The organism is Streptantibioticus parmotrematis (assembly GCF_019890615.1).
GTDB lineage: Bacteria > Actinomycetota > Actinomycetes > Streptomycetales > Streptomycetaceae > Streptantibioticus_D > Streptantibioticus_D parmotrematis.
Genome location: NZ_JAINVZ010000011.1, coordinates 187304 through 210571, shown reverse-complemented (window position 1 = coordinate 210571; position 23268 = coordinate 187304). Strand labels below are relative to the sequence as shown.

Genomic DNA, 23268 nt, shown 5'->3' with positions numbered 1-23268 from the left:
AGCACGTCAGCCAGTCGCCGATCAGACAGTCGCCGGTCAGCCAGTCCTGGACTCCTGGAACTCCGCCACGCTAGCGCCGTGTTCGTGAGCCCACTCGGTCAGCACGGCGATCGGCTCCACCAGCGTCCGGCCCAGATCCGTCAGCGCGTAGTCGGTCCTCCCGGCCCCGGCGTGGCGGTCGACCAGGCCGTACCCCTGCAATCGGCGCAGCGTCTGGGTCAGCACCTTCCGTGAGACTCCGCCGATCAGGTCGACCAGTTCACCGTGTCTGCACGCTTCCCGGCTCAACGCGAACAGCACGACCACCGCCCACTTGTCGGCGATGATCTCGATCGCCAGCCGAGCCGGGCAGTCGGCGAGGAAGACGCTGCCGGAGTACTCACGCATGCCCCGACGGTAGCCCGCTGCCAGGAACCTGGAGGTACCCAACGCCTCACTAGCGTCCACGACGGAAGCCACCGAGCAGGGGGACGGCATGAGGGCAGGACCGGATGAGGGCGGAGACCGCATGAGGGCAGGGACCGGATGACGGCGGAGACCGAGTGGCCGGGTGGGCGGAAGGTCGTCGCGCTGGTCACTGTCGCGTTGGAGCTGTGGTCGCCAGGACACTGGCCCGCTTACGCGCCGATGGCCGCGGCGTGGCCGCTGCCCGGCGTCGACGACCCGCACAGCACCTCCTGGGTGGACTACGGCGTCACCACCGGCATCTGGCGGCTGCTCGACGTCCTCGGTGACCTTCCCGCGACCGTCGGCGTCAACGGGCTGGTGGCCGAGCGGTACCCCGAGACCGTTCTGGCCGTGCACGAGGCGGGTCACGAGATCGCCGCACACTCCTGGGCCCAGGACGTGGTGCCCGCGCTGCTCGACGTCGCTGCCGAGCGGGCCACCATCGGTCGTTGCACCGACGTCCTTCGCCGGGTCACCGGTGTCCGCCCGACGGGGTGGATGAGCCCGCGCGCCACCGGTTCGAGGCACACTGCCGGCTTGCTCGCCGAGGCCGGCTACCGCTGGACCGGCGACCACGCCGACCACGACCTCCCGCAGGTCCTGTCCACCGCCCACGGTCCTGTGGTCTCCCTCATGCACAGCGACCACTCCGACGTCCGCGACGCCGTGGCCGGCCCGTACGCCTACCGCGACCTGCACCGTGAGCTGCTGGACCAGTTGCTCGCCGCCCCCGGCCCAGGCGTCTTCCACCTGACCGTCCACGCCCACGTCGGAGGCCGACCGCTCCTGGCGGGCATGGTCGGCCAGATCCTCGACCACATCCGTGAGTCCGGAGACGTCTGGGTCGCCACCCACGCCCAGGCGGCCGAACACGTCCTGACACACCAGATCCGACACACCAGATCCGATACACGAGATCCGACACATGAGATCTGAGACACGAGATCCGACACACGAGGGAAGAACGCCATGACCCACGTCCTCGTCGTCGGCGGCACCGGAGCCATGGGCAGCCACGTGATCCACCACCTGCTGGCCACCACCGACGCCACCGTCACCGTCCCCACCCGCCATCCGGAGTCCGCCCACGCCACCGAACTCGCCGCCACCGCGCCCGACCGCGTGCGGCTGGTCCGCTCCGACCCGGCGGCGCTGGAGGCCCTGATGGGGAAGGCCGACCGCGTGTTCGCCAACACCGACTTCTTCGCGACGGGCAGCGCCGTGGGCGAGTACCGGCAAGGGCTGCACCTGCTGGCCGCCGCGGAGCGGGCCGGCGTGGAGCGCTTCGTCTGGTCCTCGTTGGACAGCGCGGTGTCCCTGACCGGCCACCCTGTCCCGCACTTCGACGGCAAGGCCGCCGTCGCCGCCCACATCGACCTGATGCGGTCGGAGGAAATGCTCCGCAAGGAGACCGGCGGCTGGTACACGGACCACGTCTCGGTACTGACCACCGCGCCGTACTTCGAGAACCTGCGGGACCGACTCACCCCGCGACCGGACGGCCGGGGCGGCCTGACCTTCAGGCTCCCTCTCGGCGCCGCCCGCTACCCGCTCGTCGCCCTCGACGACATCGCCTGGTTCGCCGGTCACATGTTCGGCAACTGGCAGTCCTGGGGCGCCCGCGACCTCGCGGTGATCGGCGACAGCCTCACCGGCGACGAGATCGCCGCCACCTTCGCGCGGGTCACCGGCACCCCCAGCACCTACCTCCCGATGCCGCACGACGACCTGCGCGCCGCCGTCCCCGACTTCGGCCACGACTACGCGGCGATGTTCCGGTTCTTCGCCGACCGTGATCTCTACGCCCGGGACCGGGACATCGGCCTCCTGCGCCGCCTGCACCCCGCCCTGATGACCTTCGAGGACTGGCTGCGCCGCACCGGATGGACGGGAGGCACCGGCCGGGCGGGAGGCACCGGGTGGACGGGAGGCGTCGTCAGGCGCCGGTCGTGATGCCCGCGTTGGCCAGGATCTCGCGTGCCGGCAGCGCCGTGCTCGCGGCGGCGGTCAGGCCGGTCGCGGCCAGGTGGGCGTCCACGACGCGCAGGCCGACCGGGTAGCCCGCGAAGTCCGGAAGGCCCACCGTCGGCTGCCCCATGCGGCGTGCGGTCGCGTCGCCCAGGACGTACGCGGTGAGGTTCCGCATGCCCGCCACGTCGATGTCGGCCGTGATCCTCTCGTAGGCGCGGTCGAGTCCGGCGCCGGTCAGGCTCCTCGACCACGGGCCCATGGCCTGCTCGCCCGCAAGCTCGCGCACGAACGCCTCGGCCAGGCCTTCGGCGACGACGTGTTCGCCGACCGTGACGTTCACCGGGTCCCATCGCACGTTGGCGTAGCGCACGTTGTGGTGCAGTTCGTGCGCGGCGGTGTGGCCGACGTGGCGCAGGCTCGTCCCGGTGGGCCACACGACCAGCAGGATCGCGCCGGGGATGCCGCCCAGGCCGAAGCAGCCCCCGCTGCGCTCCACCAGGTGTTCGTCGTCGGGATCGCCGAGCACCACGGCGACGTGCACGGTGTCGGCGTGCCCGACCCCCGGGACCGCGTCGGCGATCCGCTCCCACGCGGCGCCGAGGGAGGCCTCGACGTCGTCCCACACGCCTGCCTCCCGCATGCGGTCCAGCGCCGGCAGGTAGCGCGGGTCGTCGCGGTCGACGCGGAAGCCGCTGCCCGCGCCGCTGTGGGCGGCGACCAGGTCGATACCGGCGTTCGCGGGCATCACGTTCTGAAGCGGGGCGAGCATCTGGCGCAGGGCGTCGGGCCGCCGCGCGAGCGGCAGGCCCAGCAGGTCGGTCATGGCGGACGCGGTGTCGTGCACAACGATCTTCATGGGCCGCGACCGTAGGGCCTCCTGTCGCAGGAGGGTCAAGCCGATCGCAGGAGGGTCAAGCCGCGGGTGACGATCACCGGCCGGAGAGCCGTCACCGCCACTTCGCGGAGGCCGGGTCCACCCCGTGCGCCCGGGCGTTCGCGAAGATCGCGTCCCGCAGCCAGACGGCCAGCCCCGGTTCGACCCGGTCGTAGTGCGCGGCGTACCGGGGGTCGTCGACGAACATCCGCCCCAGGCATACCTGCATCGCGTGCGTGCAGTCGAAGTACGTGGACATCAGGGCGCGGTGTCGCTCCGCCAGCGCGTTCGCCGCGTCGGAGCCGGGAGCGGCACCCGAGCGTCGTGCGGAGGCCAGGTCGGCGTCCAACGCGTGGGTGGCGGCCGCGATCCGTCGCCAGTCCTGCGGCGACAGCTCCGCGGCCCGTTCGGCGTACTGCGCCCACTGCGCGGTGCCGCCCCAGCGCTCCTCGGCCTCCTCCACCCACGCGGGCTGCCAGTCGGCGCCGAAGATCTCGACCTGCTCCCGGGGCGACAACCGGATGCCGCCGCCTGTCGCCGCCAGCATCCGGTCGACTGCGTCGATCACCGCGTTCAGCCGTGAGACGCGCTCCACCAGCAGGGTGCGCTGCCGCCGCAGGTGCTCGCGCGCGTCGGCGCCCGGGTCGTCGAGGACACGGCCGATCTCGGCGAGCGGAAAGCCCAGTTCGCGGTAGACGAGGATCCGGTGGCACCGCGCGATGTCGTCACCGCAGTACACCCGGTATCCGGCGAGGGTCCGCTCGCTCGGAGACAGCAGCCCGATCGCGTCCCAGTGGTGCAGCGTCTTCACGCTGACCCCGACCAGCGCCGCCGCCCGGCCCACGGTCAGGCCCTCCGCACCGGGCGGCCCGGCGTCCTCCCCACCCGCGTCCGGCCTCCCGGCGTCGCCGTCGCCGTCGTCACTCGTCACCTCCTCAGTGTGGCCCACGCGCGGCGGGCGACGCCGGTCGGCGTCCGACGCTCCCGCGATCAGGGGGATTCGCCCCGTGGTCAGCGGGATTTGCCCCGTGGTCATGCGGTCGGCATCGTTGAACCGGTATCAGCCCTCCACCTGAACGTCCGAAGAGATCGCCGGCGCAGGCGGGTCGGACGCCACGGCGGCGCCGTACGCCGCCGTGGTCGCCGGGTCGTCCGGGCAGCGGGCCCGGCTCATCGTGGTGCCGTGGCGCGCGGGCGGTCGTGTCCGCGCGTTCGGCCGGTTCACCGATGCGGATGCTCATGTCCTCGACGGTAGACCGTGCCGCCGACGTCGAGGGCGGCCCTGTGGACAACCCGGACCAGAGGTGTGGATAAGGTGCGCCGACAAGCACGCGGACGCGGGGGCTACGCCCGGGCGGTTCCCCGGGGAGGGGCCGGACGGGCGGCGGGGAGGGGCACGATGGGAAGACTTCATCTGTTCGACATGGACGGGACGCTGCTGCACGGTTCGTCGGCCAACGTCGAACTGGCCAGGAAGCTGGGCCTGGTGGAGGAGTTCCGCGGCCTGGACGCCGCCTTCGCGGCCGGCCGGATCGATTCACCGCACTACGCACGGCGGGCGTACGAGCTGTGGCAGAACCTCACCGCGGAACTCGTCGCCGAGGCCTTCGCCGCCTCGCCCTGGCTGGCCGGCATCCGCGAGGTGTGGGCCGACATCCGCGCGCGCGGCGAGTACTGCGTGGTCATCTCGCTGTCGCCGGAGTTCTTCGTACGGCATCTGCTGCCATGGGGTGCGCACGCCACGTTCGGCGGGCGTTTTCCCGAACTTCCTTTCCGCGGAGTCCCGCTGGACGAGTCCGGGATTCTGCATCCGGAGTCGAAGGTACGTATCGCGGACCGGTTGTGCGCCGATTACGGCGTCACGCGCGCAGACTGCGTGGCCTACGGGGATTCGATGTCGGACGCCGCGCTCTTCCGGGTGGTCGCCACCTCGGTCGCGGTCAACGGCGACTACAACGTCAGCGATATCGCCACGTTGTCGTACGCGGGACGCGATCTGCGGGACGCGTACGAACTCGTGCTGGGGGCTTGAGACAGCGAGGCGACAGGAGGCGACCTGAGGCAGCGTGGCGTCGGTCCGCGCTTCCGCCCGCCCGTCCGCGCCGCCCGTCCGTCCGCGTCGGCCGCGCGCCCGTCCGTCCGTGCCGCCCGCTCTTCCGCGCCGTCGCCCGCGTCGCCCGCCCGTCCGGGTCGCCCGCTCCTCCGCTCCGACGCGCCGTCCGAGGGGCGCGCTGCCGTCCCGGACACCGCCGTCAGAGGGGCGTGCTGTCGTCCGAGAGCCGGTGCGGCCGGACGTCCGCTATTCCTGTGGAACGTCCGTCATAACCGGATTCCTGCGACTGAAGGTGATTGAGGGCGACTGAAGGGGGAATCCCGGAATATTGCCTGAGCGAATCGCGCGAATCGGCGGGAGTGCCTGCTCCGGGCGGGGAGAAGGGCTTGTGCATTCACAGCCGCCCGGTATGGTCGAGTGCGTTCGTCCGCGGCGCGTCCGTCGCGGAGCCGGAGGGGTCCGTCGGGTGGAGCGCATGCGTGTCGAGGGCCGCGGGGAGGGCCGAGCAGGTCCCTGAGCGAGCCACCCTAACGTGAACGGGCCACCCCTCACCCACAGTTCCGGCATTTCGCCCTGGCGCGCGACGCGCTGTGCCACGCTCCTGTCCTGCGCCGAACGGGCTCGCCCCGAGGACCGGTGGGCCCGAAGGGTTCACGGGGAACCGGGGACGAAGACCGGATTCGGCGGACGCGGATTCCGGGGCCCGCTCGGGGGAAGACGGTTGAATCACCGGCCCGTTCCGATAGCGGACGTATGGAAACCGACCGGGAGACGTTCGAGGCGAGGCAGACGATGGACGCTGCGACCACCAGTCCGGCCGACCGGGGGACCGGATTCGGCGACGGGGGTTCGGGCAACTGGGCTTCTGGTAATCGGGCTTTCGACCAGGGGATTGCGGAGGCGGGAGCGATGGCGGCGGGAACGGCCGCCGAGCGCGGCGGCGCGGGGGAGCGCGCTTACGGCGCGGAACGGGCTTACGGCGCGGAAGGTGCCGACCAGGGTGTCGCCTCCCCGGGCAACGGTGCCGGTGCCGGTGTCGGCTTCTCTGCCGGTGCGGGTGCCTCCTTCGGCGCCCCCGGCCACGGCGGCACGCCGTCGCCGGGGGCGGGTCACCGGGATCCCGCGGATCAGGCGGGGCCGGTGGAGCCGGCTGCCGCCGCGGAGGAATGGGACTGGTTCAGCTCGTCCGCGCCCGGCGAGGACGGTCCCGCGCCCGAGCACGCCGCCACGCCGGATGCCGCGATACCGGACGCCGTGCCCGCCCAGCCCGACCGCTTCGGTTCCGCCCAGCCGAGCCCCGTTTCCTCGAGTCCCGCCTCGTTGCCCGCTGACTCGTCGCCTGCCGCGTCGTCCGGCCCCGCCCCCTCCGCCGACGCGATCCTGATCCGCCGGACGCTGGCACTGGTGCAGCCGGTCGCAGACCGTACGACCTCGTACTTCTACGCCCTGCTCTTCCTCCGCCATCCCGAACTGCGCGACCTGTTCCCGGTGGCCATGAACGTGCAGCGCGACCGGCTCTTCCAGGCGCTGCTGGACGCCGCGCAGGCGGTCGACGACCCCGCCCGGCTCACCGACTACCTCTCCCGGCTCGGCCGGGGGCACCGCAAGTACGGCACGCGGCCCGAGCACTACCCGGCCGTCGGCGAGTGCCTGATCGGCGCGCTGACCAAGTACGCGGAGGAGATCTGGAACGACGAGGTCGAAGCCGCCTGGGTGCGCGCCTACACCGCCATCTCGCAGATCATGATCGACGCCGCGGCCGAGGACGAGGTGACGTCACCGCCCTGGTGGCAGGCCGAGATCGTCTCCCTCGAACGGCGCACGCCGGACGTCGCCGTCGTCACCGTGCGCCCCGACCAGCCGTACCCGTTCCTGGCCGGGCAGTACACCAGCATCGAGACGCCGTGGTGGCCGAGGGTCTGGCGGCACTATTCCTTCGCCTCCGCCCCGCGTCCGGACGGACTGCTCTCCTTCCACATCAAGGCCGTGCCGGCGGGCTGGGTCAGCACGGCCATGGTCAACAGGGCCTGCCCGGGGGACGTGATCCGGCTCGGTCCTCCGGCTGGTTCCATGATTGTGGACCACGGCACTGACAACGGGCTGCTCTGCCTGGGCGGCGGTACCGGCATCGCACCGATCAAGGCGCTCGTCGAGGACGTCGCCGACCGCGGGCGCAGACGCCCGGTGGAAGTCTTCTACGCGGCCCGCAACGGCCACGACCTCTACGACCTCGACACGATGCTGCGGATGGAACGCGAGCACGCCTGGCTCTCGGTCCGCCCGGTCGTCCCCGAGGGCTCCGCCGTGGCGGGTGGCCTGTTCGCGGGCGCGCTGCCGGAGATCGTGCGGCGGCACGGCCCGTGGGACGCGTACGACGCGTACCTGTCGGGTCCGCCCGGGATGATCCGCAGCAGCGTGGACGCCCTGATCGGCGTCGGCATGCCCACGCACCGGATACGCCACGACTCACTCGATGAACTCGCCTCGGCACGCGCCTGACCGTTCGGCCCAGACCCCCTTCCGTCATCCACGGCGTCGGGAGAAACGTTGAACCACCACGATCCGCGCACTTCGGGCACCCGCGGCGGCGCCGCTCCCGCCGACGGCCCGACCGAGCGGGCGTCCGCACCGGACCTGACGCGGCCGGGCGCCGCCGCCGAGCGCCGCGTCCAGCGCGAACTGGGCACCACGGCCCGGGCCGACCGCTTCTACCGCGACCAGATGAGCGAACGGCTCAACGACCGCATGCGGGAGTTCGTGGCGCGGCAGGAGATGTTCTTCCTCGCCACCGCGGACGGCGACGGGGTCTGCGACAACTCGTTCCGCGCCGGCCCGCCCGGCTTCGTGCAGGTACTGGACGACCGCACGATCGCGTACCCCGAGTACCGGGGCAACGGGGTGATGGCCTCGCTCGGCAACATCCGCGAGAACCCGCACATCGCCCTGCTGATGATCGACTTCTCCCGCGACCGCATCGGCCTGCACGTCAACGGCCAGGCCCGGCTGGTCTCCGACGAGGTGATGCGCGTCGTCCAGCCGGACCTGCCGGTCGATCCGGTGCCGGGACGGCGCCCGCAGACGTGGGTCGAGGTGACGGTGGACGAGGCGTACATCCACTGCTCCAAGCACATCCCCCGGCTGGTCCCGCCGCCGCGCGCCGTGGATGCCGCCGACGGCGAGCAGGCGTGGGGGACCGACGACGTCAAGCGCAAGGGCGGCGACTACTTCGGCGTCGCGGCCGAACGCACCGAGGCCGCGGCGCTCCCGGGGCTCGACGCCGCACCGCCCGACCGGGAGTCGTGGCGGCTCGAGGCCGAACGGGCGCTGGCGCGGGCGCGACGCGGTACGGCGGGGGTGGCGGGGAGCGCGGGGGGCGGCTCGACCGGCGGCTTCCGCGGCTGGTTCGCGTGACGGAACCAGCCCGCGTGACGGAACGGGTTCGCGTGGGGCGGCGGCCGGATCCCGCGGGGGACTCCCGCCGCGTCCAGCGCCTCAGCCGAGGTCGGTCGCCAGCAGCGCCGTGACACCTTCGATGTTCGCGTCCAGATAGGCGCGCAACGACGGCGGTACGACCCCCACGGACGCGACGCCCTCGCGGGTGAACGGCACGCGCACGAACTCGTACGTCCCGCACGGTTCGTCCACCTCGGGCCCGTGGCGCCGGGAGAGGTCCATCGAGTCGAGACGGCAGACGAAGAAGTGCTGCACCTTCACGCCGATCGCGCCGTCCTCCCGGACGTGCTCGACGGTGTCGACGAACGCCGGGACCACGTCGCCGACCTTGGCACCGAGCTCCTCGTCCAGCTCGCGGTGGAGCGCGTCGACCACGGTGGCGTCCTCGGGTTCGACACCGCCGCCGGGGGTGATCCAGTACGGCGGCTCGCCGGGCTTGGTGCGTTTGATCAGCAGCATCTGGTCCCCGTCCAGCAGGATCGCGCGGGCGGTGCGCTTGACCACCTGCCGGGGCGGGGTATCAGGAGGCTCCACTGGCATGCAGGGACAATGCCGCACCGGAGGCGCCGTGAAACGCCCCGGACGCGGCGAATCGGAGGTCCGGCATCGCGCAGGGGCGCGTCCGACGAGCCGGAACGGCACTACCAGCCCTCGGCGGCCCTCAGAAGCCGCGCGTGCGCCCGCGCCAGGTACGGCAGCGCGAGCGTTCCGGCGCGCACCACGAGGTAGTAGGTGCGCAGCGGCGGCACGAGGGGTTCGACCAGCGGGACCACATCGCCGGAGGTCAGCGCCCGCGCGCACAGGTACCGCGGGAGCACGGCCATTCCGGCGCCTGAACGCACACACTCCAGTACCGCCCTCATGTCGGGCACGACGATGGTGGCGGAAGCCCGGGGACCGCCGCCGAAGACCTCCGTCCAGAATCCGGTCAGCAACGTCAGGTCCTCCTCGTAGCCGACGATCGGCACCCCGGTCAGCGCTCCGGGGGCCACGGCCGGGGCGGCTGCGGCTCCGGGATCGGCACCGTCGCGTTCCGACGGGCCGGACAGCGCCCCGACCCGCTCAGCCCAGTGGGGGGCGGCGACCAGCACCTGCTCCTCGTCGCACAGCGGGGTGGCGTGCAGCAGCCGGGCCCGCGGCCGGGTGGTGCCGATGACCAGGTCGTGGCGTCCGTCGGCGAGACCGGCCAGCGCCTCGTCCGGCGCGCCCAGCGCCACCCGCAGCGCCATGGCGTCCCCGGCCAGCGGCGCGAGGGCGGGCAGGACGCGCAGCCCGGTGAACTCGGCGGGCCCGGCCAGATGAAGCGTGCGGCCGCCCGACTCGTCGTCCAGTTCGCCTTCGGCGATCTCCCGCAGGGCGTCGAGGTGCGGTGCGACCTTCCAGGCGAGCTCGTCGCCCGCGGTGGTGGCGGCGACCCCGCGCGGCAGCCTGCGGAACAACGGTCGGCCCAGCTGGCGTTCAAGGCTGCGTATCTGTCCCGTGACGGCGGGCTGGGAGAGGCCGAGGAGCTGGGCAGCCCTGGTGAACGAACCGGCCCGGTGCACCGCGACGAACGTGCGCAACAAGGCCAGGTCCATGCGTGCTCCTCAGCCGCCTGCTCCGGGCGGGGGCCGCATGGGTATGCGGTCAGCCTGTGCCCGGGGCATCGGCAACCATAAATATGTCGATACCTCCGCCCTCTAACTGTGATTGGACACTGACACAGAGTCAACTAGCCTTGTTCAGGCGCTTCTTGGCGTTCAGCGTCGAGCGAAGCGCCGGACAGGGCGGTCGGAGTCACGAGGGGGGAGACTCCGGCCGCCTCTCTCCCGGGAGCGTTTCGGCTCACGCCCCGCCCTGGAGCGCGGTGTCCAACGCGGCCAGGACGTCCGCCACGATGTCGTCCGGGTTCTCGATCCCCACCGAGAAGCGGATGAAGCCCTCCGGCACCGCGTCACCGCCCCAGCGGGCACGTCGCTCGGCGGTGCTCAGCACGGACCCGAAGCTCGTCGCCTCGCCGGTCAGCCGCAGCGCGGCGAGGAAGCGCTCCGCGTGCGCCTTGTCCGGCAGCACGAAGGAGACGACGGAGCCGAACCGGCGCATCTGGCGACGTGCGACCGGGTACGAGGCGTCGGCCGGCAACCCGGGATGCCGCAGCCCGGTGATCTCCGTGCGTCGCGCCAACGCGTCGGCCAGCGCGAGCGCGTTGGCCGCCTGGCGGTCGACGCGCAGTTCCAGCGTCGCCAGCGAACGATGGGCCAGCCAGGCTTCCATGGGCCCCGGGATCGCCCCGACCGTCTTGCGCCACAGCCGTACCGAGCCGGCCAGCCCGGGGTCGCGTGCCGTGACGTAGCCCAGCAGCAGATCACCGTGCCCGGTGAGCGCCTTGGTGCCACTGGCCACGCTGAAGTCGGCGCCGAGGTCGAGCGGGCGCTGCCCGAGCGGCGTGGCGAGCGTGTTGTCCACCGCGACCAGGGCGCCCGCATCATGAGCGGCGTCGACCAGCCTCCGGATGTCGCACACGTCGAGTTCCGGGTTGGAGGGCGTCTCGATCCACAGCAGTTTCGCCCCGTCGAGCGCGTCGAGTTGCCCGTCCCCACGGGTCGGCGCCAGGCGTACGCGGACGCCGTAGGACTCCAGACGCTGCTGAAGCGCTCGGGTGGTCTGGTAGCAGTCGGAGGGCAGCACCACGGTGTCCCCGCTGCGCGCCTGTGCCAGCAGTACCGAGGAGATCGCACCCATGCCGGAGGAGAACACCACGGTCTCGGCGGGCTCGGTGGGCGATTCCAGCTGGGTGATGGCCTCCTCCAGCTGCGTCCAGGTCGGGTTCTGGTCACGGCCGTACATGTAGGGGCCGGTGGCATCGCCGGGCAGGTGGTAGTGCGAGACGAAGACCGGGCCGGGCAGCGAGGGGGTGTGCGCGGTGGCCGGGGGCCGTCCCGCGTGCACACTTCGCGTGCCGTCTCCCAGACGCTCCGGCTGCTCGGGCATCGTGCCTCCTGTTGCTGCTGATGGGTGCGGACCGTGGGTTTCACGTGAAACCCACGGGCGGCTGTTTCACGTGAAACGCCGACTCGCCACGCGGCTGTTTCACGTGAAACGACGATCTCCCGGATCAGTCAACCTGATCGTCCAGGCATCCCGCCGCCGGGTGCCGAAGCGGCGGGTGCTTGGATGCCGGTGTGCCTTCTACGGACAGAGGTTGGCGCTCCTGGTTACCGGCTGCGGCTGTCTCGCTCGTGTGGTTCTACGAGGGGCTGTGGTGCAAGGTCTTCCCCGGCCGGGCCGACCAGCGCGCGATCATCGCGGACATCCCCTTCCTTCCGGGATGGGCCGTGGTCCCGCTCATGGTCTCGATCGGCCTCGCGGAGGCCGCGGTGGGGATCTGGGCCTTCAGCGGCAGGCGGCCCTACCTGGCGGCAGCGGTGCAGACCTGGCTCATCGTCTCCTTCAACGCCGGGGGCCTGCTCTTCGCCGCGGGGACGATCGACGAGCCCGGCAGACTGATCGTCACTGATCTCGCCCTCGTCGCACTGTTCTGGCTGGTGGCCGAGAGGCGGGCGATCCGACGATGAGCGCGGGCACTCCGTGGTCGCACGGCAGGATCCTGGCCGGCCGATCCGGCAGCCCCCGCCTGCTGTTCGGCCGCATGTACGAAGATCCCGGGATCGAGCTGGCGGTCTTCCCCGCCGCGCCCGCCCGCGTCCTGTGCGTCGCCTCGGCCGGTGACACCGCGGCGGCCCTGGCGCACGCCGGGTACGAGGTCACCGCTGTCGACGTCAATCCCCGCCAACTCGACTACGCCCGCGCACGCGTGGTGGACGGCGCGCCTGCCCGCACGGGCACCGCCGAGCGCCTCACGGCCGTCGGTCGGCACGTGACCGCCGGGCTGCTGCCCGCGTGGCAGCCGACCGCCTTGCGTGCCTTCCTGCGGCTCGACGACCCCGCCCGCCAACTGCGCTGGTGGCACGAACGCATCGACGGCGCCGGGCTGCGGCTGCTGACGGCGTCGGCGCTGCGGCCCGCCGGGCCGTTGACCGCCCTGCTGCGGCCGGGCTTCCGGGGGGTGGCCCCGCCGCGGTTCGACGCCGTCCTGCGGGCCCGGACCGCGCGAGTGGTCGCCTCGTGCCCCAACACCGCCAACCCACTGCTGCGGCTCCTGCTGCTCGGCGAGGCGCCCGACCCCGTCCCGGTGTCCGGCATCCGGTTCGTACGAGCTGATGTCGCCGAACACCTGGAGTCCGTCCCGGCCGGCTCCTACGACGCGGTGACGCTCTCCAACGTGCTCGACGGCCCCGGCCGTGCGTATGCCCGCAGGCTGAGGGCGGCGGTCGAACGGGCGGTGCGCCCGGGCGGTGTCGCCGTGCTGCGCAGCGTCCGAGAGGACCGCGTGGAGCAGGGCGATCCCACAAGCTGGCGCTCGGACCAGGACGGCCGACACCTCCGGGGCGCGTCGCCCTCACCTCAGGAGCGCTGCCCCCTGTGGGGCACGGTCCGCGTCCTGCACACCGGAGGCAACCCCTGATGACCGCCCGTTCGCGACCGACCTTGCCGATATCCTCGTCGGCCTTCCTGCGGCGCCATCCCCTGGGGTTGCGCACCCACTTCGCGCACTCCCTCGTGCTCACCTACGCGTTTCCCGTCGAGACCCTGCGACCGCTGCTCGATCCAGGGCTGGAACCGGACACTTACAGCGCGGGCGGCACCGAGTACGGATTCGTCGCCGTGGCCCTCGTCGACCAGCGGGGGCTGCGCCCGCCGTGGTTGCCCGCGGCCCTCGGAACGGACCAGGTGATGACGGGCTACCGGATCTTCACACGCTTCCGTACCCCTGGCGGCAGGGCCATGCGCGGACTGCGCATCCTGCGCAGCGACACCTCCAGCACCGTCCTCGCTCTCGGCGGCAACCTTCTGACCCGGTACCACTACCGCATGGCCCGGCTGGGCTGCCGGACCGTGGGGGACCGCGTCGAGTTCGCGGTCCGGTCCCGGGACGGGCGGGCCGACGTACGGGTGAGCGCCGATCTGTCGGGGCCCGCGGCACTCCCGCAGGGCAGCCCCTTCGCATCGTCGCGTGACGCGCGCCGCTACGCGGGCCCCCTGCCGTACACCTTCGAGTACGAGCCGCACGACGGCACGATGGTCGTCGTCAAGGCATACCGCACCGAGTGGGAGCCCCAGCCGGTCTCGGTGGACGTACGGAGACTGACCTTCTTCGACCACTTCCGGGACGGCCTGCTGGCCCGGGAACCGCGGATCCTCGCCAACGCCTTCCACGTGGGCGATCTCGACTACGGGTGGCACCGGGGCGTACGGCACCGCACCGACGGGAGCCTCGCGTGAGGGCGCGGCCACGCCCTGGGTCCGCGGTGCCCCACAAGGAGACGACGCCCGCGCCGTCCGGGGCCCGGCATGTCGTGGCCTACAACTGGCCGATGTACGTGGGGGGTTCGGCGGCCACCCTGGCAGGCGTGCTGCTCGGACGGCGTCGTCGTCGGCGTGCGGCGTGGGTCGGCGCGGTGGTGACGGGCTGGTGGCTCGGGGCGAGCCTGCTCGCCAGCCATCGCGTCTACGACCGGTCCCCGCTGCACGGCTGGGGCTGGCTGGACACCGTGCTGCCCGCGGGCCCGGGGCGTCACCTCGTGGTGTCGGCGGGCCTCGACGAGGCGAGCGTGCCCCTGCGGGCACGGAATCCGGGCGCGCCGCAGACGGTCGCCGATCTCTACGGCGCCCTGCCGGAGATCGAGTCGTCGCTGCGGCGTGCGCGGCGCAGGGTGCCCGCCCGGCCGGAATCGGTCCCGGCGCGGGCCGACCGGCTGCCGGGTGGCGACGGATCGTACGACACCGTCATCGCGCCGTTCGCCGTCCACGAACTACGCGCGGCCCCCGACCGGGAGGCGCTGTTCGCCGAATGCGCTCGCGTCCTGCGGCCCGACGGCGCCCTGGTGCTGGTCGAGCACTGCAGGAACGCGGCCAACACGGTCGCCTACGGCCCCGGGGCCTGGCACTTCATGCCGCGCGCCGAGTGGCTGCGGCTGGCGGCGCTCAGTGGCCTGGACATGGTGGACGAACGACGGATCGCGGGACTGGTGACGGTCTTCGTGTTCCGGGCGAGCGGCGGTGCCGGGTAGATGGCCGCGTTGTTCACGCTGGTCGGGCAGTTGCGGTTGGTCGGCCTCGCCCTGGTGGTCATGGGCGGCGTGCACGTCGTGCTGCCCCGGCTCATCGACTGGCCGCGTGACCTGGCGGGAACCAGCCTGCTGACCCGCCAGGTCTCCTACGCGCACCTGTTCTTCATCGGCCTGACCTGCGTCCTGCTCGGGCTCCTGCCGCTCGCCCTGGCGCCGGACCTGCTGGCCGGCACCCGGCTGGGCTCGGCGCTACTGCTGGGGCAGACGCTTTTCTGGGGGCTGCGCTGGGCGTTCCAGTTCACGGTCTTCCCCGCCCGGCTGTGGCGCGGGGACCGGCTGCGCACCGCCGCCCACATCGGGCTCGCGGTGCTGTGGACCTGGGTGACAGCGGTCTTCGGCTACGCCTTGGCGATCACCATGTGACCTGGTCGTCACCGTCTCGACCGTGTTTCACGTGAAACGGCTGTTTCACGTGAAACACGGAGGATCACTCGTCCTCGTCCGGAAGGATCAGGTGCATCGCCCAGGCCACGATGGAGACGATCAGGCCGCCGACCACGGCCGACCAGAAGCCCTGCACATGGAAGTCGACCTTGAGCTTGGAGGAGACGAACGACGTGAGCAGCAGCATCAGCGCGTTCACCACCAGCGTGAACAGGCCCAGGGTCACTATGTACAACGGTAGGGAGAGGAGCTTGACCACCGGCTTGACCAGCCAGTTCACCACGCCGAAGATCAGTGCGACGACGATCAGGGCGAGTGCCTTGCGCCCGGTGCTGCTTCCGGTGAGAGTGATGCCGCTCACCAGCCAGACCGCCACTCCCAGCGCCACGGCGTTGGCGAGTGTCTTGACTACGAATTTCTTCATGGTGGGATCGTCGCAGAGTTGATCCTCAGGACAAGGGAACAGATGTATGAAGGTGTTCCGGCTCGACGACCTGGACGCTGAGCGCGCCGCGCACGACGGCGCCTATCTCCAGTTCCTGCGCGAACGCACCATGTCAGCGGGGCTGTACGCGCTCCCGGCGGGCGGCACCGATCCGCAGGGCCCGCACCGGCAGGACGAGATCTACCTCGTGGTCAGCGGGCGGGCGTCGGTCACGGTCGGCGAGGAGACCACGCACGTGGCGCGCGGCAGCGTCGTCTACGTCCCCGCGGGGACGACGCACCGGTTCCACCACATCACCGAGGACCTGCGGGTCCTCGTGGTCTTCTCCCCGCCGGAGTCGTGAGCGGCCGGGGCGTCGCGGGCGTCCGCGCGCGGTGCGGCCGCCGCCCCTGAGCCTCCGGGACGACCTGGGGCATCAGGGTCGCCTAGGGGTTCGTTCAGGGCTGGATGGGGTGCCGGAACCCTCCGCCCGAGGGGGCGGCGCCCGTAAGCTCGTGAGCACAAGGTCTCAACGAACGGGTGGACGGAGTAGCGAAATGAACGGGCTCTTGAACGGTGTGCCGTGGTGGGTCAAGTGGATCGCCGTGCCGGTACTGGCGATCGTGGTCTTCGGCGGCTTGATCGCCAGCCTCATCGGCTTCGTGGTCGGTCTGCTGTTCAAGGTGGTGCTCTTCGCGGCGCTGGTCGGCGGTCTGGTCTTCGTGGTCAAGAAGTTCACCTCGTCGTCCTCCTCGTCGCGCGACGACTGGTAAACCCCTCCCGCGTCGGCGGTACCCGCTCGCGCGGGTCACCGCGGTGCGGTCCGGCCCGGGACGCGTGACCCACTCCCCGCGTCCCCACTCCCCGCGTCCCCACGCCCCCCTGGCGTCCGGCGAGGACGACCCGCTAGCTTGGTGGCTACCTTTGCAATCGCGGGAGCTCGGGGCACCGGGCTGAGAGGGCGCTGATCTTCGTACGCAGAGCCGTACGGGAACTGCCGCGTCGACCGCTGAACCTGTTACCGGGTAATGCCGGCGTAGGGAGAGTGGGTCTCATGACCATGCAGGATGCACGCACGCCCGGATCCGACGCGGTCGAGATCGGGTGGCACAAGGGTTACCTCGGAGGGTCCCGTCCGGACCTCAGGGTCCCGGTGCGCAGGGTGCACCTCACCAACGGCCGCGACGTGACGCTCTACGACACCTCCGGTCCGTACACCGACCCCACCATCGACACCGACGTGCGGCGCGGACTCGCGCCGCTGCGCGAGAACTGGATCGTCGCCCGCGGCGACACCGAGGAGTACCCCGGCCGGGAGTTGCGGCCCGAGGACGACGGCCTCAAGCACACCTCGCCGCGCGGTGGGCTGCGCAACCTCGACGCGGTCTTCCCCGGCCGCCCCCGGCTGCCGCGCCGGGGCCGCGACGGCAAGGCGGTCAGCCAGCTCGCCTACGCCAAGCGCGGCGAGGTCACCGCCGAGATGGAGTACGTGGCGGTGCGTGAGGGCGTCAGTGCCGAGGTGGTCCGCGAGGAGATCGCGGCCGGCCGGGCCGTGCTGCCCGCCAACGTCAACCACCCGGAGATCGAGCCGATGATCATCGGCAAGCGGTTCCTGGTGAAGGTCAACGCCAACATCGGCAACTCCGCGGTCACTTCCTCCATCGAGGAGGAGGTGGAGAAGATGACGTGGGCCACCCGGTGGGGCGCGGACACCGTGATGGACCTGTCCACCGGCCGCAACATCCACACCACGCGCGAGTGGGTGCTGCGCAACTCCCCCGTTCCGATCGGCACCGTGCCGCTCTACCAGGCGCTGGAGAAGGTCGACGGCAGGGCCGAGGAACTGACCTGGGAGATCTACAAGGACACCGTCATCGAGCAGGCCGAACAGGGCGTCGACTACATGACGGTCCACGCGGGCGTGCTGCTGCGGTACGTGCCGCTGACCGCGCGGCGCAAGACCGGCATCGTCTCGCGCGGCGGTTCGATCATGGCGGCGTGGTGCCTGGCACACCACCAGGAGAGCTTCCTCTACGAGAACTTCGAGGAGCTGTGCGACATCCTCAAGACGTACGACGTCACCTTCTCGCTGGGTGACGGGCTGCGTCCGGGATCGATCGCCGACGCCAACGACGAGGCGCAGTTCGCGGAGTTGCGCACGCTGGGCGAGCTGAACCGGATCGCCAAGTCGCACGACGTGCAGACGATGATCGAGGGCCCGGGACACGTCCCGATGCACAAGATCAAGGAGAACGTCGACCTTCAGCAGGAGATCTGCGACGAGGCGCCGTTCTACACCCTTGGCCCGCTGACCACGGACGTCGCGCCCGCGTACGACCACATCACCTCCGGCATCGGCGCGGCGATGATCGCCTGGTGGGGCACCGCGATGCTCTGCTACGTCACGCCCAAGGAGCACCTGGGCCTGCCGGACCGGGACGACGTGAAGACCGGCGTCATCACGTACAAGATCGCGGCGCACGCCGCGGACCTGGCGAAGGGCCACCCGGGCGCCCAGGAGTGGGACGACGCGCTGTCCGACGCGCGATTCGAGTTCCGCTGGGAGGACCAGTTCAACCTGGCCCTGGACCCGGACACGGCCCGTTCGTTCCACGACGCCACTCTCCCGGCGGAGCCGGCGAAGACCGCCCACTTCTGCTCGATGTGCGGGCCGAAGTTCTGCTCGATGAAGATCTCCCAGGACATCCGCCGCGAACACGGTGGCACGGCCGAGGAGATCGAGGCGGGGATGCAGGCCAAGTCCGACGAGTTCGCCGCCGCGGGCAACCGGGTGTACCTGCCGATCGCGGAGTAGTGGGCGTACGGCAAGGCCCCCGTGAGCCGGAGGGCTTGGGGGCCTTGTCGTCAGGGTGATGCGAGCGCTACGTCAGCACCAGCGCGGCGCCGGGCCGATGTTGACGATGTAGCGGGCGGCCGACCAGCCGTAGGTGCCGTCGGTCAGCTTGTACCAACGGGGGTTGCCGTTGACGTTCTGGCCGTTGACCTTGCACTTGATACCGACGACGGAGCCCTTGGCGTGCCAGCCGACGACGCGGCTGTTGGTGGTCGGACGCTCGCGAACGAACAGCCCGCCGTTGGCGATGACGCGACCCTTGTAGGGGCCCCAGGCGTTGTCGGCGGCGACGGCGGTGCCGGCGACGGTGCCGGCGATCATGGTGCCGGCGGCAGCGGCGAGAGCGACCTTGCTGAGCTTCGACTGCAGAACCATCTGCTCACTCCTGTGGAGGGAAGGCCCTGGAGGGCCCGGTGTGGAGTGCGGTGCGTGCCGGGCTTCGTCGCCCGGTGGCAGCGCTCGTTACGGTCCGTTGTGACGACCCGTTACAGGTCGTCCCCCGGTTCGCATCACTGACGCTAAGAGCGACACATAGGGTGCGCAACTTGTCGCTCTATGTGCTCGGCCGTTCGGGTTGTGAGCTCTTTCCGGCCCTTTTCGGTCAGTTCGGAGCGGTGTGTCGGCACGGGCCGGGCGGAACGGCTCAGGCGTCGCGGCCCTGCTCGGGACCGCCGAAGTCCGGGCTGGAGAAGTCGGGACTGGTGAAGTCCGGGCTGGAGAAGCGCGGCCGCCCGGAGTCGTCGTGCTCGCCGCCGGGGCTGGAGAAGCCGGGCCGGGAGTAGCCGAGGGCGCTCGGCGGCCGCGGCCCGCCCCGGCGCCGCCCGCCTTCCGGGTCCTCGTACGAGAACGGCTCGACAGAACCGGAACCGGAATCCGATCCCGCGCCGGACTCCATCGCCTCCCGCAGGAACGGCACCACACCCCGCTCCCTGAGCGCCGTCAGCCAGGCCTCGCGGGCGGCGGTGACCTCCGCGGGATCGTCCTCGTGCTCGGCGTGGATCGCGGAGGAACCGTCGCGCAGCGCGGTCAGCACCAGGCCGATCATGCCGAACAGGATCCCGGCCCCGGCGATCGCCAGGAAGAGCCAGCCCGCCGTGCGCAGCGGCGCCGCGATCGCGGGCTGCGGGCTCATCGCGGCCAGCACGTAGCCGACGATCAGGAAGATGATCGCGGCGGTCCCGGCCAGGATCGGCGTCAGCACGGCCACCACGGGGAAGAGCCCGGCGCCCGACATGGCGTCCCCGAAACCACCGCCCGCTACGCCCCGGATGCCACCCGCCGTCTCGTCCGTCCGGTCGCCGTCCGGCGCGTGGGCGGAGGCGGGGGCGGAGCCGGGAGAGGGGGCGCGCAGCCGTTCACGAGCGTGCTGGTAGGCGTCGTACTCCGGGGCGGCGCAGGCGGATATCGCGGCGGCGGCGCTGAGCGCCATGGTGCGCAACTGCTCGGCGTTGAGCCTGCTTCCCCGGGCCGCCGACTCCTCGGCCGCGGCCCGCAGCACCTGGTCGAGGACGCGCTCGAACTCCGGGCGGTCCTCGGTCAGCAGGTGCGGAGCGCTGTCCATGTACATCCCCCGATGCTCCGTTCCTCTCCGACCAGCCCGAGTCCGTCCTGTTCCCGGGGCGGCCGGTCGGAAGCGGAGGCGAGCCTGTGACGGATAACCCGATGGTAGAGCGCGGGACTGACACGGTGACAGAGTGTTTCCGGAAATTGACCGTGCCGGGGGCGGGGTGAGCGCCCGGTTCCGTCTTGAACCGAACGCCCGAGCGGCTGGCCGAACCGCACACCGGAGCGACGAACCGAACCGCACGCCGGAGCGACGGACCGGACCACACGCCCGATCGCCCGAACCGCGCCCCAGCCGATCGCCCGGACCGTTACCCCTGAAGCGGGAGTTGGGCCACCAGCAGCTTGCCGTCCATCGTGACGCCGCCGTCCATCGCGACGGCCAGGTCGTCGGCGTACACGTGCGGGCCCTCGACGACGTGCGCCAGCTCCTCGCCGTCGTCCTCCGCCCCCACCTCGCCCAGCAGGTAGGGGATCGGGCTGTGCCCGTGCACGACCCGCCCCCCGCCGTACGCGTCGAGCAGCTCGTGCACCGCGGCGGTGCCGGAGTCGCCGCGGAAGGCGAAGCGCTTGGTGAACTTGCGGAACAGCTCCCAGCACTCGTCCGCGTCACCCCGTTGCAGGATGCCGGTCACCGCGTCGTTGACGGCGTCGATGCTGGTGCCGTACTCCAGGTACGCGGTCGTGTCGGAGTGCAGCAGCAGGTGACCGTCCTCCAGGGCGACCGCGTCCAGGCGGGACATCCAGGCCACGTGGTGGTCCTGGAGGCGTTCCATGTCGCTGGGCTGGCCGCCGTTGAGCCGCCAGGCGGCGAGGAAGGAGGCGGTTCCGGCCACCGAGTTGACGGGAGTGTCGCCGAACCGCTTCGCACCGATCAGCAGCAGTTCGTGATTGCCCATCAGCGCCTTGGTGTAGCCGCCGGCCGCGGCGGCCTCCGCGGACAGCTGCATCACCAGGTCGATGACACCGATGCCGTCGGGGCCGCGGTCGGTGAAGTCGCCCAGGAACCACAACCGGGCCGTGCCCGCGGACCAGTGGCCCTCGGCGTCGACCAGGCCCTCGGCGTGCAGGGCGGCGCGCAGTTCGTCGAGGTAGCCGTGGACGTCGCCGACCACGTAGAGCGGCCCGTGCGGGCCGTCCTCCGGGTCGCCCATGGTGCCGAGGCGCACGGTCGGCTGGTCGACGGGGCGGCGCAGTACCGGGAGGTCGTGCTCGGTCGGGGTGTACTCCACGGCGGGCGGAGCCGCCGGGGGCACGACGGGTGGCGCGGGCTGCGTGGGCGGCTGCGCCGGCGGTGGCCCGACGGGGGGCGCGGGCGGGGCCGCGGCGCCCGCGTCGGTGTGCACGTCGGTGTGCGTGGTCGCGCCGTCCGGGTGCGGGACGGCGGCCTGCGGGGCCTGCGGCGCCTCGTGGGCTCCCGCCGCAAGCGCCTGTTCGGGAGCGCTGCGGTCGGGCGGCAGGACGGTGTGGTGGCCCGGCGACGTGGCCGTGTCGTGCTCGGGCGGCGTGGCCGCGTGGTGCTCGGGCGGCGTGATCGCGCGGTGGTCGACGAGCGTGTCGTCGTGGGACGGCTGCTGGTCGGGAAGTGGCTGGTCGCGCAGGGACCGCTCGGGGGGCCGCCAGCTCACGGACGCACCCGTCACCGGCGTTACGGGTCCCTGACCGGCCCCCTGAGTCATCGACCCCTCCACCATCGCGCCGCCGTCCACCGAGTCACGCCCGGCGCGGCCTGCGCCGACGCGTCCCGCGGTGTCATCCGCCCATCATAGGAATGACGCTCCCGCCTTGCGACGCACCTGCCGCCTGCCAATTGGGGCGCGACAGACAAATCTCCGTCAATCTCCGCGAAATTGTCGCCGTTTCATGGTCGCCCCCCACGATCCGTGAACCGCCGCCGCTCCCGCCACCGGATCCGGTGCCCCCGGCTCCCGCGCTCAGTCCTCCTCCGGCGTCCGTGGCGGGCTCACCGTCGTGCGAGGAGGGCGCCGTTGCGACGAAGCCCGCACGATCAGGTCGGTGGGCATCACCTGGGAGACCGGCTGACCCGGCCCGACCCCCTCGATCGCGTCGATCAGCAGCTGCACGACGGCTGTGCCGATCCTTCCCGGCTTCAGCGACAGTGTGCTGATGGGCGGTTCGGTCGTGGCGTACGCCGCACGTTCGCTGCAGCAGACCAGCAGCAGGTCGTCCGGGACGCGCAGCCCGTAGCGCCGGGCGGCGGCGAGCAGGTCGGTGCCGTTGGGGTCGAAGAGCCCGTAGACCGCGTCCGGGCGGTCCGGCCTGGCCAGCAGCCGGTCGGCGGCGACCGCGCCCGCGCACGGGTCGTGCGCCGGGTAGGCCTCGTACACCGGTTCCTGCCCGACGCGTTCGCACCAGGTGAGGTAGGCGCTGGTGGACAGCCGGGTGTACGTGTCGGTGCTGGTGCCGGTGAGCAGTCCGATGCGGCGGGCGCCGGCCGCGGCGAGGTGGTCGAGGATGCCGATGACGGCCTGCTCGTGGTCGTTGTCGACCCAGGCGTGCACCGGCAGGTTGCCCGCCGGGCGGCCGTCGCTGACCACCGGGATGCCCTGCCGCACCAGGTCGGCGACGACCGGGTCGTGGTCGGAGGGGTCGATGACCACGGTGCCGTCCAGCGCCACGTTGCTCCACACGTCGTGGCGGGACGAGGCGGGCAGGATGACGAGCGCGTAGCCGCGGGCCAGCGCCGCGGACGTGGCGGCCCTGGCCATCTCGGCGAAGTAGGCGAACTCCGTGAAGGTGAAAGGTTCTTCCCCGTACGTGGTCACCGTCAGGCCGATCAGCCCCGACCGGCCCGTGCGCAGAGTGCGGGCGGCCGCGGAGGGGCGGTAGCCCAGCCGGTTGGCGACCTCGCGGACATGCCGCCGGGTGGCGTCGGGAAGCCTTCCCTTGCCGTTGAGTGCGTCGGAGACAGTCGTGATCGAGACCCCGGCCGCGGCGGCCACGTCCCGGATCCCTGCCCGCTCCAGACGGCGTCCGGTGGACCGGCTCGCCTGGTGGTTACCTGCTGCTGTCATGGCAGGCCGATAGTAGGGCTCGGGTGGTCCGGTGACAGGT

24 protein-coding genes are annotated in these 23268 nt (G+C 71.9%); 13 read left to right on the top strand and 11 right to left on the bottom strand.

Translation table 11 applies throughout. The features are described 5' to 3' along the window. Positions 1 to 36: 36 nt before the first annotated feature. Complete coding sequence (locus K7472_RS18095; RefSeq protein ID WP_222979246.1) at positions 37 to 387, bottom strand: winged helix-turn-helix transcriptional regulator; 351 nt, start codon at positions 385 to 387, stop codon at positions 37 to 39. A 138-nt stretch (positions 388 to 525) separates the two neighbouring features. Here K7472_RS18095 and K7472_RS18090 point away from each other — a divergent pair, with 138 nt between their 5' ends. Further along, positions 526 to 1383 (top strand): polysaccharide deacetylase family protein, encoded by an 858-nt coding sequence (locus tag K7472_RS18090; RefSeq protein WP_222979245.1) that lies wholly within the window; start codon positions 526 to 528, stop codon positions 1381 to 1383. A gap of 33 nt (positions 1384 to 1416) precedes the next feature. Beyond that, positions 1417 to 2400, top strand: coding sequence for an NmrA family NAD(P)-binding protein (locus tag K7472_RS18085; RefSeq protein WP_222979244.1), 984 nt, complete (start codon positions 1417 to 1419; stop codon positions 2398 to 2400). Here K7472_RS18085 and K7472_RS18080 read toward each other — a convergent pair. Both K7472_RS18080 and K7472_RS18075 read right to left on the bottom strand, forming a co-directional pair. Continuing rightward, positions 2384 to 3274, bottom strand: a complete 891-nt coding sequence (locus K7472_RS18080) for a DUF2268 domain-containing putative Zn-dependent protease (RefSeq protein WP_222979243.1) — start codon at positions 3272 to 3274, stop codon at positions 2384 to 2386. The genes K7472_RS18085 and K7472_RS18080 overlap by 17 nt on opposite strands. A gap of 91 nt (positions 3275 to 3365) precedes the next feature. Next, positions 3366 to 4223, bottom strand: a complete 858-nt coding sequence (locus tag K7472_RS18075; protein ID WP_308013967.1) for a MerR family transcriptional regulator — start codon at positions 4221 to 4223, stop codon at positions 3366 to 3368. Between the two features lie 468 nt (positions 4224 to 4691). Between K7472_RS18075 and K7472_RS18070 the strand changes: the two genes are divergently transcribed. From K7472_RS18070 to K7472_RS18060, 3 genes are all read left to right on the top strand, one after another. Next, positions 4692 to 5324, top strand: a complete 633-nt coding sequence (locus K7472_RS18070) for an HAD family hydrolase (RefSeq protein WP_222979241.1) — start codon at positions 4692 to 4694, stop codon at positions 5322 to 5324. A 930-nt stretch (positions 5325 to 6254) separates the two neighbouring features. Then, positions 6255 to 7844: a globin domain-containing protein gene (locus K7472_RS18065; RefSeq protein ID WP_372457988.1), complete on the top strand. Its 1590-nt coding sequence runs from the start codon at positions 6255 to 6257 to the stop codon at positions 7842 to 7844. A gap of 48 nt (positions 7845 to 7892) precedes the next feature. Next, positions 7893 to 8756 (top strand): pyridoxamine 5'-phosphate oxidase family protein, encoded by an 864-nt coding sequence (locus K7472_RS18060; protein WP_308013966.1) that lies wholly within the window; start codon positions 7893 to 7895, stop codon positions 8754 to 8756. An 81-nt stretch (positions 8757 to 8837) separates the two neighbouring features. Here K7472_RS18060 and K7472_RS18055 read toward each other — a convergent pair whose 3' ends face one another. The 3 genes from K7472_RS18055 to K7472_RS18045 all read right to left on the bottom strand — a co-directional run bounded on the left by K7472_RS18055 (position 8838) and on the right by K7472_RS18045 (position 11768). Further along, positions 8838 to 9338, bottom strand: coding sequence for an NUDIX domain-containing protein (locus tag K7472_RS18055; protein WP_222979237.1), 501 nt, complete (start codon positions 9336 to 9338; stop codon positions 8838 to 8840). Between the two features lie 101 nt (positions 9339 to 9439). Next, on the bottom strand, positions 9440 to 10375 hold the full coding sequence (locus tag K7472_RS18050; protein WP_222979236.1) for a LysR family transcriptional regulator: 936 nt from the start codon (positions 10373 to 10375) through the stop codon (positions 9440 to 9442). A gap of 247 nt (positions 10376 to 10622) precedes the next feature. Continuing rightward, on the bottom strand, positions 10623 to 11768 hold the full coding sequence (locus K7472_RS18045) for a cystathionine gamma-lyase (RefSeq protein ID WP_222979234.1): 1146 nt from the start codon (positions 11766 to 11768) through the stop codon (positions 10623 to 10625). Positions 11769 to 12016: 248 nt separating this feature from the next. Between K7472_RS18045 and K7472_RS18040 the strand changes: the two genes are divergently transcribed. The 5 genes from K7472_RS18040 to K7472_RS18020 are packed head-to-tail and all read left to right on the top strand — an operon-like array spanning position 12017 to position 15331. Continuing rightward, positions 12017 to 12352, top strand: coding sequence for a DoxX-like family protein (locus K7472_RS18040; RefSeq protein ID WP_222979232.1), 336 nt, complete (start codon positions 12017 to 12019; stop codon positions 12350 to 12352). Then, on the top strand, positions 12349 to 13302 hold the full coding sequence (locus tag K7472_RS18035) for a BtaA family protein (RefSeq protein ID WP_222979224.1): 954 nt from the start codon (positions 12349 to 12351) through the stop codon (positions 13300 to 13302). The genes K7472_RS18040 and K7472_RS18035 overlap by 4 nt, the downstream gene beginning before the upstream one ends. Positions 13303 to 13325: 23 nt before the next feature. Beyond that, on the top strand, positions 13326 to 14120 hold the full coding sequence (locus K7472_RS18030) for a DUF2071 domain-containing protein (protein WP_222979222.1): 795 nt from the start codon (positions 13326 to 13328) through the stop codon (positions 14118 to 14120). A 26-nt stretch (positions 14121 to 14146) separates the two neighbouring features. Then, the gene (locus tag K7472_RS18025; protein WP_222979220.1) at positions 14147 to 14908 is read left to right on the top strand and encodes a class I SAM-dependent methyltransferase; all 762 of its coding nucleotides are present in this window, start codon (positions 14147 to 14149) and stop codon (positions 14906 to 14908) included. Then, positions 14909 to 15331: a hypothetical protein gene (locus K7472_RS18020; RefSeq protein WP_222979218.1), complete on the top strand. Its 423-nt coding sequence runs from the start codon at positions 14909 to 14911 to the stop codon at positions 15329 to 15331. Positions 15332 to 15395: 64 nt separating this feature from the next. Here K7472_RS18020 and K7472_RS18015 read toward each other — a convergent pair whose 3' ends face one another. Beyond that, complete coding sequence (locus K7472_RS18015) at positions 15396 to 15776, bottom strand: phage holin family protein (protein WP_222979216.1); 381 nt, start codon at positions 15774 to 15776, stop codon at positions 15396 to 15398. A gap of 46 nt (positions 15777 to 15822) precedes the next feature. Between K7472_RS18015 and K7472_RS18010 the strand changes: the two genes are divergently transcribed. The 3 genes from K7472_RS18010 to thiC all read left to right on the top strand — a co-directional run bounded on the left by K7472_RS18010 (position 15823) and on the right by thiC (position 18591). Further along, a complete protein-coding gene (locus K7472_RS18010) occupies positions 15823 to 16140 on the top strand; it encodes a cupin domain-containing protein (protein WP_222979213.1) in 318 nt (105 codons plus the stop codon). Positions 16141 to 16333: 193 nt separating this feature from the next. Then, positions 16334 to 16549 (top strand): DUF5326 family protein, encoded by a 216-nt coding sequence (locus K7472_RS18005; RefSeq protein WP_109449133.1) that lies wholly within the window; start codon positions 16334 to 16336, stop codon positions 16547 to 16549. Positions 16550 to 16830: 281 nt separating this feature from the next. Then, positions 16831 to 18591, top strand: a complete 1761-nt coding sequence (thiC, locus tag K7472_RS18000) for a phosphomethylpyrimidine synthase ThiC (protein WP_222979211.1) — start codon at positions 16831 to 16833, stop codon at positions 18589 to 18591. Between the two features lie 72 nt (positions 18592 to 18663). Here the strand turns inward: thiC and K7472_RS17995 are convergent, their stop codons facing one another. The 4 genes from K7472_RS17995 to K7472_RS17980 all read right to left on the bottom strand — a co-directional run bounded on the left by K7472_RS17995 (position 18664) and on the right by K7472_RS17980 (position 23228). Then, entirely contained in the window at positions 18664 to 19005 is a 342-nt protein-coding gene (locus K7472_RS17995; RefSeq protein WP_222979210.1) for an SH3 domain-containing protein, read from the bottom strand. A gap of 268 nt (positions 19006 to 19273) precedes the next feature. Continuing rightward, positions 19274 to 20197 (bottom strand): hypothetical protein, encoded by a 924-nt coding sequence (locus K7472_RS17990; protein ID WP_222979208.1) that lies wholly within the window; start codon positions 20195 to 20197, stop codon positions 19274 to 19276. A 307-nt stretch (positions 20198 to 20504) separates the two neighbouring features. After that, the gene (locus K7472_RS17985) at positions 20505 to 21539 is read right to left on the bottom strand and encodes a metallophosphoesterase (RefSeq protein ID WP_222979346.1); all 1035 of its coding nucleotides are present in this window, start codon (positions 21537 to 21539) and stop codon (positions 20505 to 20507) included. Between the two features lie 588 nt (positions 21540 to 22127). Then, a complete protein-coding gene (locus K7472_RS17980) occupies positions 22128 to 23228 on the bottom strand; it encodes a LacI family DNA-binding transcriptional regulator (RefSeq protein ID WP_109449125.1) in 1101 nt (366 codons plus the stop codon). Positions 23229 to 23268: the final 40 nt, after the last annotated feature.